Source organism: Qipengyuania xiamenensis (assembly GCF_019711495.1).
GTDB lineage: Bacteria > Pseudomonadota > Alphaproteobacteria > Sphingomonadales > Sphingomonadaceae > Qipengyuania > Qipengyuania xiamenensis.
This window is the reverse complement of sequence record NZ_JAIGNM010000001.1, coordinates 721,445-734,789: the sequence shown is the minus strand read 5'-3', so window position 1 is coordinate 734,789 and position 13,345 is coordinate 721,445. Positions and strand designations below refer to the sequence as shown.

Annotated in this window: 16 protein-coding genes and 1 tRNA gene; 14 read left to right on the top strand and 3 right to left on the bottom strand. The window is 63.0% G+C overall.

The features are described from left to right. Nucleotides 1-19: 19 nt before the first annotated feature. From rseP to rpmE, 5 genes are all read left to right on the top strand, one after another. The gene (gene rseP / locus K3165_RS03650) at nucleotides 20-1,129 is read left to right on the top strand and encodes an RIP metalloprotease RseP (protein ID WP_221548313.1); all 1,110 of its coding nucleotides are present in this window, start codon (nucleotides 20-22) and stop codon (nucleotides 1,127-1,129) included. Between the two features lie 136 nt (nucleotides 1,130-1,265). Then, a complete protein-coding gene (bamA, locus tag K3165_RS03645) occupies nucleotides 1,266-4,028 on the top strand; it encodes an outer membrane protein assembly factor BamA (RefSeq protein WP_425594392.1) in 2,763 nt (920 codons plus the stop codon). Then, a complete protein-coding gene (locus K3165_RS03640) occupies nucleotides 4,028-4,714 on the top strand; it encodes an OmpH family outer membrane protein (protein WP_221547461.1) in 687 nt (228 codons plus the stop codon). The genes bamA and K3165_RS03640 overlap by 1 nt, the downstream gene beginning before the upstream one ends. A 22-nt stretch (nucleotides 4,715-4,736) precedes the next feature. Beyond that, nucleotides 4,737-5,189, top strand: a complete 453-nt coding sequence (gene fabZ, locus K3165_RS03635) for a 3-hydroxyacyl-ACP dehydratase FabZ (protein WP_221431514.1) — start codon at nucleotides 4,737-4,739, stop codon at nucleotides 5,187-5,189. A 94-nt stretch (nucleotides 5,190-5,283) separates the two neighbouring features. After that, nucleotides 5,284-5,508, top strand: a complete 225-nt coding sequence (gene rpmE / locus K3165_RS03630) for a 50S ribosomal protein L31 (protein ID WP_006834406.1) — start codon at nucleotides 5,284-5,286, stop codon at nucleotides 5,506-5,508. A gap of 66 nt (nucleotides 5,509-5,574) precedes the next feature. On the opposite strand, the gene K3165_RS03625 is transcribed toward rpmE, so the two are convergent. The 3 genes from K3165_RS03625 to K3165_RS03615 all read right to left on the bottom strand — a co-directional run bounded on the left by K3165_RS03625 (nucleotide 5,575) and on the right by K3165_RS03615 (nucleotide 7,017). Beyond that, the gene (locus K3165_RS03625) at nucleotides 5,575-5,892 is read right to left on the bottom strand and encodes a TraR/DksA family transcriptional regulator (protein ID WP_221431513.1); all 318 of its coding nucleotides are present in this window, start codon (nucleotides 5,890-5,892) and stop codon (nucleotides 5,575-5,577) included. 70 nt (nucleotides 5,893-5,962) lie between these two features. Then, nucleotides 5,963-6,388, bottom strand: a complete 426-nt coding sequence (locus tag K3165_RS03620) for a GFA family protein (protein ID WP_247713873.1) — start codon at nucleotides 6,386-6,388, stop codon at nucleotides 5,963-5,965. Then, nucleotides 6,382-7,017, bottom strand: a complete 636-nt coding sequence (locus K3165_RS03615; protein WP_221547459.1) for a prolyl hydroxylase family protein — start codon at nucleotides 7,015-7,017, stop codon at nucleotides 6,382-6,384. Before K3165_RS03615 ends, K3165_RS03620 begins: the two co-directional genes overlap by 7 nt. Nucleotides 7,018-7,211: 194 nt before the next feature. On the opposite strand from K3165_RS03615, the gene K3165_RS03610 reads away from it, so the two are divergent. The 9 genes from K3165_RS03610 (at nucleotide 7,212) to K3165_RS03570 (ending at nucleotide 13,311) form a co-directional block, all read left to right on the top strand. Beyond that, nucleotides 7,212-7,288 (top strand) — tRNA-His (locus K3165_RS03610). Between the two features lie 55 nt (nucleotides 7,289-7,343). Beyond that, a complete protein-coding gene (locus K3165_RS03605; RefSeq protein WP_221547458.1) occupies nucleotides 7,344-8,408 on the top strand; it encodes a Leu/Phe/Val dehydrogenase in 1,065 nt (354 codons plus the stop codon). A gap of 55 nt (nucleotides 8,409-8,463) precedes the next feature. Beyond that, nucleotides 8,464-9,186, top strand: a complete 723-nt coding sequence (gene ccmC / locus K3165_RS03600) for a heme ABC transporter permease CcmC (RefSeq protein WP_221547457.1) — start codon at nucleotides 8,464-8,466, stop codon at nucleotides 9,184-9,186. Further along, nucleotides 9,186-9,326 (top strand): hypothetical protein, encoded by a 141-nt coding sequence (locus K3165_RS03595; protein ID WP_221547456.1) that lies wholly within the window; start codon nucleotides 9,186-9,188, stop codon nucleotides 9,324-9,326. The genes ccmC and K3165_RS03595 overlap by 1 nt, the downstream gene beginning before the upstream one ends. Further along, nucleotides 9,323-9,784, top strand: coding sequence for a cytochrome c maturation protein CcmE (gene ccmE, locus K3165_RS03590; protein ID WP_221547455.1), 462 nt, complete (start codon nucleotides 9,323-9,325; stop codon nucleotides 9,782-9,784). The genes K3165_RS03595 and ccmE overlap by 4 nt, the downstream gene beginning before the upstream one ends. Beyond that, a complete protein-coding gene (locus K3165_RS03585) occupies nucleotides 9,781-11,736 on the top strand; it encodes a heme lyase CcmF/NrfE family subunit (protein WP_221547454.1) in 1,956 nt (651 codons plus the stop codon). Before ccmE ends, K3165_RS03585 begins: the two co-directional genes overlap by 4 nt. After that, nucleotides 11,733-12,260 carry a DsbE family thiol:disulfide interchange protein gene (locus K3165_RS03580; RefSeq protein WP_221547453.1) on the top strand — a complete coding sequence of 176 codons (528 nt, stop codon included), beginning with the start codon at nucleotides 11,733-11,735 and terminating at the stop codon, nucleotides 12,258-12,260. Before K3165_RS03585 ends, K3165_RS03580 begins: the two co-directional genes overlap by 4 nt. Continuing rightward, nucleotides 12,257-12,661 carry a cytochrome c-type biogenesis protein gene (locus tag K3165_RS03575; protein WP_247713872.1) on the top strand — a complete coding sequence of 135 codons (405 nt, stop codon included), beginning with the start codon at nucleotides 12,257-12,259 and terminating at the stop codon, nucleotides 12,659-12,661. The genes K3165_RS03580 and K3165_RS03575 overlap by 4 nt, the downstream gene beginning before the upstream one ends. After that, entirely contained in the window at nucleotides 12,658-13,311 is a 654-nt protein-coding gene (locus K3165_RS03570; RefSeq protein ID WP_221547452.1) for a tetratricopeptide repeat protein, read from the top strand. The genes K3165_RS03575 and K3165_RS03570 overlap by 4 nt, the downstream gene beginning before the upstream one ends. Nucleotides 13,312-13,345 lie beyond the last annotated feature (34 nt).

Below are 13,345 nucleotides of genomic sequence, written 5' to 3'. Positions count from 1 at the left end.
CGGATCGATCCCTTTCTGGATGTATCTCATCGGTTTCCCGCTCTTGCTGGGGCCGTTGGTGACCCTGCACGAGCTGGGTCACTATCTCGTCGGACGCTGGTTCGGCGTGAAGGCGGAGGCGTTCGCCGTCGGTTTCGGCAAGGAACTGCTCGGCTGGACCGACAAGCGCGGCACGCGCTGGAAGCTCTGTGCGTTGCCGCTGGGCGGCTATGTGCAGTTCAAGGGCGACATGGACCCCGCCAGCATCCCGCATCCCGACCAGATCGAGAAGGCCACGCCCGAAGAGCGTGATGGCAGCTTCCACCACGCCTCGCTGTGGAAGCGTGCGCTGATCGTTTTCGCAGGTCCGGCTGCCAACATCCTGATCACGCTGGCGATCTTTGCCAGCTTCTTCGCGTTCTACGGCAAGCCCGTGGCCGAAGACCCCAACCAGACCAACATCGTCCGCAGCTTTGCCGAGGAATCGGTCGCGCGCGATGCGGGCCTTCGCGAAGGCGACCGTATCGTCGCGATCGACGGCGAACAGGTGATCGAGTTCCAGGACATCCAGGACCGGGTCCTGATGTATCCTGGGCGCACGATCGAAATGCAGGTCGAACGCGGCAGCGAAACTCTCGAAATCCCGGTCACAATCGGTGACGTGACGGAGACCGATCAGTTCGGCAATGAATCGCGCATCGGTCGCATCGGTGTCTATTCGAACGGCCTCGCTTTCGAAGAGGTCGGGATCGTCGAATCCATGGGGCTGGCGGTCACCCAGACCGGCAAGCTGGTCGACATGATGGTCACGGGGATCAAGCAGATCATCGTCGGCGATCGCTCGGTGAAAGAGCTGGGCGGCCCGGTCACGATCGGCAAGTTCGCAGGCGAGCAATTGAGCCTCGGACCGCTTGCTTTCATCAACTTTGCGGCGCTGATCTCGCTTAACTTGGCATTCATCAACCTCCTGCCAATCCCGGCACTCGACGGCGGGCACCTGGCTTTCTACGCGGCAGAAGCAATCCGCCGGAAGCCCTTGGGACCCCGCTCGACGGAGGTGGCCTACAGGGCCGGCGTGGCCCTCGTGCTTGCGCTGATGGTTTTCGTCACCTTCATCGACATCGCCAAACTTCCCTTCTTCGGGAATTAGGCGGGGACAGGGTCGTGTCAGGCGCCTGCTTAGGTGCCACACGGCTTGATTGGACGGCCTGCATCGGGCAGGGGGCCAACTGGCTTCCGCAGGGCGCAGGCCGATGGATTATTTGAGGACGGGAACTCCCTTGTCGATGACTGGAATTGCGACTTCCGCAAGCGAAGCGAAACTGCGCAGCAAGCGCGTGATGGCCGGCCTGTTGGCGGGCACCGTTCTGGGCGCACTGCCGGTTACGGCGATGGCGCAGGAAACAGGCGCCGATGCGACCGCCGAAGGACAGGGCACGGCGCAGGCCGAACAGCCCAGCTCGCTCCAGCAGCAGGATGTCGTCCGGACCATCGCAGTGGCAGGCGCCCAGCGCCTCGAGCCGCAGACCATCCTGTCCTATATTCGCCTCCGTCCCGGCGATCCCTACACCCAGGCCGCGGGTGACCAGGTCCTCAAGGATCTCTACGCGACCGAGCTGTTCTCCAACGTCAGCGTTGTGAACGAAGGCGGCAATGTCGTCATTTCAGTGGTCGAGAACCCGGTCATCAACCGCATCCTCCTGGAAGGCAACGAGCGTATCAAGGCGGACAAGATCCTGCCGGAAATCCGCCTCGCACCGCGCCAGATCTATACCCGTTCGAAGGTTCGCGCCGACGTGTCGCGCATCATCGAACTCTACAAGCGCCAGGGCCGCTTTGCCGCCACGGTCGAACCGCAGCTGGTGCAGCTCAGCCAGAACCGCGTGGATATCGTCTTCGAGATCAACGAAGGCCCCAAGTCCAAGGTTCGCCAGATCAACATCATCGGTAACGAGCAGTTCTCCGACGGCGATCTGAAGGGTGAGATGGTCACGAAGGAAGCGCGCCTGCTGACCTTCCTCAGCTCGAACACCAGCTACGACCCCGACCGCCTGGCCTTCGACCAGCAGCAGCTGCGTACCTTCTACCTGACGCAGGGCTATGCCGATTTCCGTGTCGTGTCCGCCGTGGCCGAGCTCACGCCCGACAAGGAAGACTTCATCATCACCTATGTGGTGGAAGAGGGCGAGCGCTATAAGTTCGGCGAAGTGAAGGTCGAAAGCGAACTGCGCGACTTCGACAGCGATTCCATGACCCAGCGCCTGCCGATGCAGACCGGCGACTGGTACGATGCGCAGCGTGTCGAAGATACGGTCGAACAGCTCACCGACCTTGCCGGAACCTTCGGCTATGCCTTTGCCGATGTCCGTCCGGACTTCCGCCGCAATCCCGACGACCTGACCATGGACGTTACTTTCGCCCTGCGCGAAGCGCCGCGCGTCTATGTCGAGCGTATCGACGTGAACGGCAATACGCTGACGCAGGACAAGGTCGTGCGCCGCGAATTCCGTGTCGCAGAAGGCGATGCCTTCAACAGCCTCGCGATCAAGCGCTCGGAAGCGCGTATCAAGTCGCTCGGTTTCTTCCAGGAAAACTTCGAGATCTCGCAGGTCGAAGGCAGCGCGCCCGACCGCATCGTGCTCGAGGCGAATATCGAGGAGCAGCCGACGGGCGAACTCCAGCTCTCGGCCGGTTTCTCGTCGATCGAGCAGTTCATCCTCGCCGGCTCGATCCGCCAGCGCAACTTCCGCGGTCGCGGCCAGACCATCGGTCTTAGCCTGAACTATTCGCGCTATTCGAAGTCGGCCAATGTCAGCTTCTCGGAGCCCTACGTCTTCGACCGCAACATCTCGATGGGCGCGGACATCTACCACCGCGAATTCGACAACGAGCGCTTCACCTTCGCCAGCAACCGCTACAAGCAGGCGACGACCGGCTTCCAGACGCGTGCCGGCGTTCCGCTCACCGAATACATGGCGCTGATCGGCAGCTACACCTTCAACTACGAAGACATCACTGTCGGTTCGAACTTCTTCAGCGACACCGATGGAGATGGCATCGAGGAATGTGTCGGCTCGCGCTTCGTTTGCGAAGCGGTCGGCCAGCGTACCTCGTCGATCGTCGGACTGACGCTGAACTACGATTCGCTCGACAGCCGCCTGCGTCCCACGCGCGGCGAGCGTATCTCGGTTACGACCGAATTCGCAGGCCTCGGTGGCGACGTGAAATATGCCCGTATGCGCGCGCAGATGGGCAAGTGGTTCCCGCTCGGCAGCGGCTTCATCTTCTCGCTGAATGCTGAAGGTGGCTGGATCCATGCCCTCAAGGACAATCCCAACCCGGGCTTCGACGACGTTCGCCTGACCGACCGCTTCTTCCTTGGCGAATCGCAGTTCCGCGGCTTCGACATTCGCGGCCTCGGCCCGCGCGTCGTGCGCCTGCGTTACCAGGATCTCGACAGCGATCCGACCACGCCGCGTACGCTGCAGACGATCGAGGAATTCCGCGAGATCGACAGCAACCAGTTCGACGATGCGCTGGGCGGCCGTGCCTACTACCTCGGCCGTGCAGAGCTCGAAATCCCGCTCGGTTCGGGCGCACGTGAAATGGGCCTGCGCCCCTCGATCTGGGCCGACGTGGGTTCGCTCTTCGCGATCGACCGCCCGATCCTCGCCGACTTCCCGAACAGCTTCCAGCAGACGCAGTTCGGACGCGCGATCTTCTTCGGCCCGCTCTATGACGCGGATGGCAACCCGGTCATCGACGACAACGGTACGCCCGACGATCCGAGCGACGATTTCCCGACCACGGGCAACACCTTCGATGCTGTTGATGCCGACGGCAATCCGAACGACATCGTGCTCGACCCCAACGGCTTCTATAAGGAAGTCCTGCTCGGCGACAGCCCGAGCCCCCGTATCACCGTGGGTATCGGTGTGAACTGGAACTCGCCCTTCGGTCCGTTCAGGATCGATCTATCGCATGCCATTAAAACGCAGCCGGGTGACGACACCAAGACCCTTTCCTTCAACGTAGGAACGCAATTCTAATGAAACTTCTCACCAAGACCCTTGCCGCTGCGAGCCTCGCCGGTGCGGCCCTTGCCGCTACCCCCGCCGCTGCGCAGGTTTCGGGTAACATCGCCGTTGCCAATGCTCCGGCTACGATCGCTTTCAGCAACGCGCTGAACACCGCGTACCAGCAGATCAATACCACCTATGCGGCGGATATCACTTCGCTCCAGCAGAAGAGCCAGCAGCGCCAGTCGCTGGTGCAGCCGTTCGACACCGATGGTGACGGCCAGCTTAACCAGACCGAGATGCAGGCGTACCAGGGCACGACCCAAGCACAGCAGGTGCAGACGCTCGACCAGGAACTCGGCCAGCTTTCGAACCGCCTCGACGCAGCCCGCGTCTACGCGATCGAGCAGGTCCTCAACCAGTACGGCACTGCGCTGCAGTCGGTGATTACCCAGAACAACATCGTGGCGGTCCTTTCGCCCGATTCGCTGGTCTGGTCGAACCAGGCAGCCAACATCAACCAGAAGGTCCTCGACGCGATGGACGCCGCTCCTGTCGCGGTCCAGGTAACGCCGCCGCAGGGCTGGCAGCCTTCGCAGCAGGCCGTGGCCGCTTTCCAGCAGGTCCAGCAGATCCGCCTGATCGCAGCCGCCCGCCAGCAGCAGGCGCAGCAGCAGGCACAGCAGCAGCAGCCGGCGCAGCCGAGCGGCCGCTAAGCCAGACAAGGGAGCAGGGGATATGAGCGATACCGGTTTCGACGTCGTCGAGGTGCTCAAGCGCCTTCCGCACCGCTATCCCCTGCTGCTCGTCGACCGCGTGGCCGAACTCGTCCCCGACGAGCGTATCCACGCGGTAAAGGCGGTCAGCTTCAACGAAGATTTCTTCCAAGGGCATTTCCCCGGTGCACCGATCATGCCGGGCGTCCTCCAGATCGAGGCGCTGGCACAGGCAGCTGGCGTACTCGCGGTGGAAAGCCTCGGTCTCGCCGGATCGGGCAAGCTCGTTTATTTCATGGCGATCGAGAACGCGAAATTCCGCGCTCCGGTGACGCCGGGCGTGCTGCTCGACCTCAAGGCCAGCTTCGTCCAGAAGCGCGCGCGCGTCTGCAAGTTTGCAGGCGAGGCCAGCGTCGACGGCAAGGTGACCTGCGAAGTCAGCTTCACGGCCATGATCGCCGACGCGCCCGAATAATCTTGCGAATCCCGGTTTGCGCCGCTAATGGCGCAGCCTTTCCCAACACAGCTGGACCGGTCGGAACCGCTCCGAAGCTAAAAGGACGTTTATCATGAAGGCCGAAGGTCACCCCGATTACCACATGATCACGGTCAAGATGACCGATGGTACCGAATTCCAGACGCGCTCGACCTGGGGCAGCGAAGGCGACACGCTGACGCTCGACATCGACCCCACCAGCCACCCGGCATGGACCGGCGGCAAGCAGCAGCTTCAGGAAGGCGGCCGCGTCGCAGCCTTCAACAAGCGCTTCGGCGGGCTCACGCTCAAGAAGTAAGCTGTTCGCGAGTAGCGACGAAGTTTCGAAGGGCGGCCTCGCGGGGCCGCCCTTTTTCGTTGCGCTTCAGGCCGCGCAATCGATGCAGCGCGTGGCGATCGGGCGCGCTTCGAGGCGCGCCTTGGCGATGTCCTTGCCGCAAGTCACGCAGGTCCCGTAGGTGCCGTTTTCGATCCTCTGCAAGGCCATCCGGATCTGGGAGATCTCCTTGCGCAGCACCTCGTCCACGCCTTCCAGCGCCTCGTCATCGGCCAGGTCGACCGCCTGCTCGCTCGAATCGGCGTCGAGCGGGTGGCGCAGGTCGTCCTCGATGACTTCCGCCCTTTCCAAAAGGTCGGCGAGCCGGTTTTCCAACTGCGTCCGTATTTTTTTGAACTGGTCCATGTCTAAGCCCTTTTTCGCTTGAGAATGAGGGCAGTCTACCACCTCGGGTGGGCGATGAATTTGATCGGGATCAATTCCCGTTCGGTTCGAACCGCAATATGCCGGCATATTCATAGGCGTTGCCATCACCGGGGTGGCGCTGGCCGTTGAACACCGGCACTTCGGGTAGCTCGTAGATCGAGATGCCGTCCACGCAGGCCATGTTCACACCGTAATGGTCGGGTTCGGACCGCAGCTGGTGGAAGGTGTGGATGCCGCATTTCGAGCAGAAGCGATGCTTCGCCTGCCCGCTCCCGAATGTATAGAGCGAGAGCGCTTCCTCGCCTTGCGTAATATCCAGCGAAGTCATCGGGACGTCGAGCATGACCACGCCTTTCATCGCGCAGATCGAGCAGTTGCAGCGCCTGACGACCGCGTTTTCCGGCACGGTCAGGCGGAAACGGACGGTCCCGCAGTGACAGCCACCTTCAAGAGACTTTCCGGCTTCGATCACCATCCCCACTCCCTTTCGCGATACCATTTGGTGATCACGTATTTGACGCCCTTTCGAACCTTCATGCCGTGATGGATCGTGTTGGGGTTCTCGCGCCCGTCGGGACGCATGTTGTTCCAGCACACCAGCTTGCCGGGTTCGGGCTGGAAGGTCTTCTTCACGGCCTTGAACCGCGTCGCGCCACCTGCCTCGACCTCGTTGAGGTAAATCATGAAGGTCCAGGTGCGCTGGCCGGCGACCGAACAGTATTTCTCCCAATCCTGTCCGCCGCGATTGAAATAGTCGCAATGCGGCTTGAATTCCTGCCCGACGTCATAGCGCTGGCCCTGAAGCGGCTCGCCATAGACCGGGTCGATACCGTTGAGCGCGGTGAGCATTGCCTCCAGCTCGCGAACCGCAGGTTCCCCGGCATCGAGGTCGCAGGTCTCGCTGGTGCGGAAATAATGATCGTCGCCTGCATCGGCGAGGGTGGACGGACGGCGATCCTTTTCGATCAGCGCGATGATCTTCTCGCGCAGCTCCGGCCCGAGAAAATCGCGCATCTGGAACAGCTCCAGCTTGTCGCTCGGGACGCGCTGCACGCCGGGTCTCGACAGCAGCAATTCGGCAGAGGATTCGCCCGGGGCATTCATGGGATCGCACGATAGACGCTCGCTTCGCGCTATCAAGCCGAGAAAGATAGTTGCGCGAGTGGGGGTTGAAACGCTTTTTCGCTTCCCATATCGGCCTCGTTGTGCAACAGGCACGCGCCGTTGCGCAAGGCGGGTTGACGGCCCGTCACTCGCGTATATGTGCCGCCTTCCCGGCAGCGTTCCGGGGGCATGTGGCGATCGTAGCTCAGTTGGTTAGAGCGCCGGTTTGTGGTACCGGAGGTCGCGGGTTCGAACCCCGTCGATCGCCCCATTTTCTCCCTTCGCACCGGGTAGACAGATACCTTATCCAAAGGGGCGAGAGGCTGATGACTGCATTCTGGACCGAAGCGGACTATGACGATCACGAGCTGGTACAGCTCGTGCGCGACGCGAAGAGCGGCCTGACTGCGATTATTGCACTCCATTCGACCCATCTCGGCCCCGGCGCGGGCGGAACCCGCTTCTGGCACTATGCCGAACCCGGCGATGCCATGCGCGATGCGTTGCGTCTGTCGCGCGGCATGAGCTACAAGAACGCGATGGCCGGCCTGCCCATGGGCGGCGGCAAGGCCGTGATCCTGGCCGACGCCGACAAGACCAAGACGCCTGAGATGCTCGCGGCATTCGCCGACGCGGTCGAGGCGCTGGGCGGACAGTATGTCACCGCCGAAGACGTCGGTATCTCCGAAGCGGACATGGCTGCGGTTGCAGAGCGTACCCAGTATGTCTCGGGTCTTCCGGTCGACGGTGAAGACGCGGCGGGCGGCGATCCCGGCCCGTTCACTGCACTCGGCATCTTCCACGGCATCAAGGCTGCGGTAAAGCACAAGCTCGGCAAGGACAGCATGGAAGGCGTGCATGTCGCCATCCAGGGTACCGGCAGCGTTGGCGGCGGTGTCGCCCGACTGCTCGCCAAGGAAGGCGCAAAGCTGACGCTGTCCGACATCCACGAAGACCGCTGCGAAGCGCTGGCCAGTGAAATCGGCGCTGAAACGGTGGCGTCGGACGCCGTCATGTCGGTAGCTTGCGACGTTTTCTCGCCCAATGCCCTTGGCGCGATCCTCGATGACGAAGGCATTGCCCGTCTCGACTGCAAGATCGTGGCCGGCGGTGCGAACAACCAGCTGAAGCGGCCCGAGCATGGCCCCATGCTGGCCAAGCGCGGCATCCTCTATGCCCCGGACTACGTCATCAACGCTGGTGGCATCATCTCGGTGACGCTCGAGTATCTGTGCCGCAACGAAAAGGCGCCGTGCGACATCAACGAAGTCCGCAAGCGCATCGCCCTTATTCCCGGTCGCCTCGAGCAGATCTGGCAGAAGAGCGACGAGACCGGCAATTCGCCCGACCAGGTGGCAGACAAGATGGCGCAGGAACTGATCGGACGCTGATCATGCTTGCCCGTTGAGGCCGCTACTGCAATAGGCTGACCACACGGCTTTCGACATGCACGGTTTCGCCAATCCCAAACGCTTCCTGGCCCTTGCTGGCTGGTTGACTCCGGTCCTGTTGACCGGCGGCCTGCTGCTTACTGCAGCGGCCCTGTTCTGGGGTTTCACCCAGGTTCCGCCCGACCGGCTGATGGGCGAGACGGTGCGCATCATCTTCATCCACGTGCCGACCGCATGGCTCGGAATGGGAGGATGGACCGCGATCGCCGTTTCCAGCCTCGTCTTCCTCGTCTGGCGGCACCCCCTCGCAGCCATTGCGGCGCGCGGTGCAGCTGTGCCGGGCCTCGTCTTCACCATCATCTGCCTCGTCACCGGTTCGGTGTGGGGCCGCCCGACCTGGGGGACGTGGTGGGTCTGGGATGGCCGCTTGACCTCCATGCTGGTCCTCGCCTTCCTATACATCGCTTATATCGCCCTGGCGCAGGCCGCCCAGCGCGAGGGAATTTCCGCCCGCATCCCGGCGATTTTCGGACTGTTGGGTGCGGTCAATATCCCCATCATCAATCGCAGCGTCGTGTGGTGGAACTCGCTTCACCAGCCGCCCAGCATCACCATGGGCAAGAGCGCGATCGACGGCGTCTTCCTCATGCCGCTGCTCGTCGCAGTGCTCGGCTTCTCGCTGATTTTCGGCGGCGTCGTCCTGGCCCGCATGCGCGCACTTCTCGCCGACATTCAGGCCGAGGCGCGCCTGCGCCGCCGTGCGATGGAGGCGGACTGATGCGCGAGGCACTCGACCAATGGACTTTCGTCTATGCCGCCTACGCAATCGGCGTTGGCGGTACGCTGGCTATGATCGCATGGAGCTGGATCGCAATGAAACGCGCCGAAGCGCGCCGTGAGAAGGCGAAACGCAAATGAAGGCGAAGCACCAGCGCCTTGTCCTGGTCCTGCTCGCAATCGTCGCGCTTGTCGGCGCGGCCCTGCTGGCGGTCTACGCACTGCGTAACCAGGCAAGCTACTTTTACCTGCCGGAGCAGATGCAGGCCGATCCGCCTGCCGTGGGGCAGGCCGTCCGCCTGGGCGGCATGGTCGCTCCCGGATCGCTCGAGACACTGCCGGACGGGATCACGGTGACCTTTACCGTCACCGGTCGCGAGGCTTCGGCGATACCAGTGCGATATGCAGGCATCCTGCCCGACCTCTTCGTCGAGGGTTCGGGAGTGGTGGCCGAGGGGCGGCTGGCAGCGGACGGCACGTTCGAAGCCGACAACCTGCTCGCCAAACATGACGAGAACTATGTCCCGCGCGAACTTCAGGACATGAGCGAACACCAGGCCGCCGAAATGGCGGAAGAGACGACCGTAGGGCTCGAATGATCGCTGAAATCGGTCTTGCCGCACTCTGGTTGGCGGCAGCACTGGCGGTGCTGCAGCTTGCCGGCGGTCTTGCTGCCCTGAGGGCGGGCGAGAATAGCGACATCGCTGCGCTGACACGGCCGGCAGCCGTTCTCCAGGGTGGGCTGGTTGCAATTGCCTTCGCGATGCTGCTGTGGGTGTTCGCCATCACCGACCTGTCGGTGAAACTGGTGGCGATGAATTCGCACACGGCCAAGCCGTTGATTTTCAAGCTTTCTGGTGCATGGGGCAATCACGAAGGCTCGATGCTGCTGTGGGTTACGGTCATGGCACTGGCAGGTGCGTTGATCGCAGGTATCGAACGCCGCCTGCCCGAAAAGACCATGCAGGCGACCTTGGCCGCACAGGGCTTCGTCGCTCTCGGTTTCTACGCATTCCTCCTGCTCAGCTCGAACCCGTTCGAGCGCCTGCCCGAGCCTGCTCTCGAAGGGCTGGGTCTCAACCCGCTGTTGCAGGACATCGGCCTCGCGTTGCATCCGCCCACTCTCTACTTCGGATACGTCGGGCTATCGGTTGCCTTCAGCTTTGCCGTCGGCGCGCTGGTCACCCGCAATGTGACGCCCGATTTCGCCCGCGCCATGCGCCCGTGGATTCTCGGCGCATGGGTTTTCCTGACGCTAGGCATCACTGCGGGCAGCTATTGGGCCTATTACGAGCTGGGTTGGGGCGGTTACTGGTTCTGGGACCCGGTGGAGAACGCCTCGCTCATGCCGTGGCTCGCCGCGACTGCGCTGCTGCACTCGGCCAGCGTCCTTGCGAGCCGGGATGCCTTGCGCGTCTGGACCATCATGCTGGGTGTGGTGGCCTTTTCCATGTCGATGCTGGGCACTTTCCTCGTGCGCTCGGGCATCCTGACAAGCGTGCACGCCTTCGCGGTCGATCCGGAGCGAGGCAGCTTCATCCTATTCCTTCTTGCCCTCTATATCGGCGGAGCGCTCCTGCTGTTCGCGCTGAGGGCAGGGACGATCAGCGAGGGCGAGCGTTTCTCGATCGCTAGCCGCGAGGGTGCGCTGGTCGTCAACAATGTGATGCTGAGCGCGATCCTCGCCGTGGTCCTGCTCGGAACGCTCTATCCCTTGCTGACCGAGGCGTTCGATGTGCGCGTTTCGGTGGGCCCGCCTTATTTCAATCCAGTCAGCGCGGTGTTCGTGTTCCCGATGCTGGCGGTGATGGCGGTCGGTCCGCTGCTGCGCTGGCGGCGTGACAGCTGGAGCCGCGTTTCCAAGGAAATGGCGCTCACGGTCGCGCTTCTGCTCGTAGCGCTGGTGATCTTCGGCGTGGTCTCGCAAGTCGCGCTGTTGCCGCTGCTGGGCCTGTCCTTCGCCATTGCGCTTGGCGTGGCGAGTTTCCTGCCGCTCAGGGGGCGCAGCCTTCGCCGTGTACCCATCGCCGTCTGGGGCATGGTAATTGCCCACTTCGGCCTGGCGGTCGCCTTGCTCGGAATGGCCAGTGAAAGCGCCTTCTCCACCGAACGTCTGGCGGCTCTTGCAGAGGGTGAGCGGACTTCCGTCGGCCCCTGGGCAGTCGAGCTTCAGGCGGTGGAGCCGGTTGCCGGTCCGAACTGGACGGCCATGGCTGCGCGGATGGAGGTCAGCTACGACGGCGGCAAGCCGATCGAGATCGAACCGCAATCGCGCAATTTCTGGGCCCCGGCGCAGCAAACCACCGAAAGCGTGCTCGTCACGCGCTGGAATGGCCAGCTCTATGCGGTGGTCGGCAGCTCCTCCAATGACGGCCGCTGGCAGGTCCGGCTGTGGTGGAAGCCGCTCGTCACGCTGATCTGGTATGGCGGCCTGCTGGTGGCTCTAGGCGGCATCCTTGCCCTGATCGGGCGGGTGCGCACCGACCTCAAGCGCCGCACGGCTGCGCGCAAGGGCGCGGCGCGTCGTCTCGAAATGGAGAAGATTTCATGAGCTGGCGCCTGTGGGTCCCATTGCTGCTGTTTTCCGGCTTCCTCGGCCTTGCGGCCTACCAGCTGACGCAGCCCAAGGACGACGTCGTCGAAAGCCGCATGGTCGGGCGCGAATTGCCTTATTTCACCCTGCCGCCTGCCAGTCTCGACCGGCCCGGCGTCGACAGCCGTGACTTCTACGATGGCAAACCCAAGCTGCTCAATATCTGGGCCAGCTGGTGCCTGCCCTGCATTGCCGAGGCTCCGCAGCTCGAAGCCCTGAAGGAACAGGGCGTGGAGATCGTCGGTGTCGCCATCAGGGATGAGCCGGTCGACGTGATGCGGTTCCTGACCCAGCACGGGAATCCCTATACGCGGATCGGGCGTGACGATCTTTCCGAAGTGCAGCTGGGCATCGGCTCCTCGGGCGTGCCCGAGACCTTCGTGATCGATGGCAAGGGCGTCATCCGCTACCAGCACATCGGCGATATCCGCGAAGAGCATGTCCCGATCCTGCTCGAAGAATTGCGGAAGGCCGAGAGTTGAAGGGGCTCTTCGCCCTCATCGCGATGATGATCGCTCTGCCGGTGGCTGCGCAGCAGTCGGTGCCGCCCGCACCCTATGCCTATCGCCAGCTGGAAGATCCGGTGCTCGAGGCCGAGGCGCAGGAATTGATGGAAACCCTGCGCTGCCTGAAGTGCCAGTCGCAGTCGATCGCCGATAGCGATGCCGCGATGGCGGGCGACATGCGCCACCAGGTTCGCATTCGCATCGCCTCGGGTGAAAGCCCCGAGGAAGTTCGCAGTTGGCTGGTCGAACGCTATGGCGATTACGTGAGCTATGAACCCGTGCTCAGCACGAGAACCTGGCCGCTGTTCGCAGTGCCGGTGATTCTCGTGCTTGTTGCCGGCATGCTATTCTGGCGTCGCTTCCGGAGGCGCGGATGAGCTGGATTGCCGTCATCGGACTTGCAGCGCTCAGCTTCCTTGCGGCTGTATTCCTGCTCAAGGTCAACCGGACGGGCTGGAGCCTGCTCGGTGCTGCCTTGTTATTCGGCCTGTCAGGCTACGGATTGCAAGGGTCGCCCGCGATGCAGGCCGCTCCCGGCACGACGCGTGCGCAGCAGGGCCTCGATGGCGAACTGCTCGTCAGCTCGAGGCGCGACTTTTTCGATTCGAGCCAGCTCCCGTCGCGCTGGATCCTGACCGGCGATGGGTTCGCCCGTCGAGGCGATTACATGCAGGCAGCGGGTTTCTATCGCAGCGCGACGCAGGAAAATCCGGCAGATACAGAGGCATGGCTGGCGCTTGGTATTGCGCTTGTCGAACATGCCGAGGGCAATTTGACCCCGCCCGCACTCAATGCATTCGAACGGGCGCAGGCGCTCGACGAGACGAACGGCGGTGCGCGCTACTTCCTCGGCCTCTCTTGGCTGAGGGCGGAACAGGTCGGAAGAACAGTGGAGCTTTGGGCCGAGGCGCTGGAAGCCGCACCCGAGGATGCTCCGTGGCGCGATACGCTCGCATTGAGGTTCATGCGACTGCAGCAACTGCTCGGAATGAGCGCTCCAGCAGCCGACGAAGCCCCCCAGCCGTGAGCCTTGCAGATATTGCGGCGGTGTCACCTTGGTG

What these genes read in the sequence shown, in the direction of transcription:
- rseP (WP_221548313.1), top strand. Translation starts at nt 20, where the DNA reads ATGTATCTCATCGGTTTCCCGCTCTTGCTGGGGCCGTTGGTGACCCTG.
- bamA (WP_425594392.1), top strand. Translation starts at nt 1,266, where the DNA reads ATGACTGGAATTGCGACTTCCGCAAGCGAAGCGAAACTGCGCAGCAAG.
- rpmE (WP_006834406.1), top strand. Translation starts at nt 5,284, where the DNA reads ATGAAGGCCGAAGGTCACCCCGATTACCACATGATCACGGTCAAGATG.
- K3165_RS03580 (WP_221547453.1), top strand. Translation starts at nt 11,733, where the DNA reads ATGAGCTGGCGCCTGTGGGTCCCATTGCTGCTGTTTTCCGGCTTCCTC.
- K3165_RS03615 (WP_221547459.1), bottom strand. Translation starts at nt 7,017, where the DNA reads ATGAATGCCCCGGGCGAATCCTCTGCCGAATTGCTGCTGTCGAGACCC.
- fabZ (WP_221431514.1), top strand. Translation starts at nt 4,737, where the DNA reads ATGAGCGATACCGGTTTCGACGTCGTCGAGGTGCTCAAGCGCCTTCCG.
- K3165_RS03640 (WP_221547461.1), top strand. Translation starts at nt 4,028, where the DNA reads ATGAAACTTCTCACCAAGACCCTTGCCGCTGCGAGCCTCGCCGGTGCG.
- K3165_RS03570 (WP_221547452.1), top strand. Translation starts at nt 12,658, where the DNA reads ATGAGCTGGATTGCCGTCATCGGACTTGCAGCGCTCAGCTTCCTTGCG.
- K3165_RS03625 (WP_221431513.1), bottom strand. Translation starts at nt 5,892, where the DNA reads ATGGACCAGTTCAAAAAAATACGGACGCAGTTGGAAAACCGGCTCGCC.
- K3165_RS03620 (WP_247713873.1), bottom strand. Translation starts at nt 6,388, where the DNA reads ATGGTGATCGAAGCCGGAAAGTCTCTTGAAGGTGGCTGTCACTGCGGG.
- K3165_RS03595 (WP_221547456.1), top strand. Translation starts at nt 9,186, where the DNA reads ATGCGCGAGGCACTCGACCAATGGACTTTCGTCTATGCCGCCTACGCA.
- K3165_RS03605 (WP_221547458.1), top strand. Translation starts at nt 7,344, where the DNA reads ATGACTGCATTCTGGACCGAAGCGGACTATGACGATCACGAGCTGGTA.
- K3165_RS03585 (WP_221547454.1), top strand. Translation starts at nt 9,781, where the DNA reads ATGATCGCTGAAATCGGTCTTGCCGCACTCTGGTTGGCGGCAGCACTG.
- ccmE (WP_221547455.1), top strand. Translation starts at nt 9,323, where the DNA reads ATGAAGGCGAAGCACCAGCGCCTTGTCCTGGTCCTGCTCGCAATCGTC.
- ccmC (WP_221547457.1), top strand. Translation starts at nt 8,464, where the DNA reads ATGCACGGTTTCGCCAATCCCAAACGCTTCCTGGCCCTTGCTGGCTGG.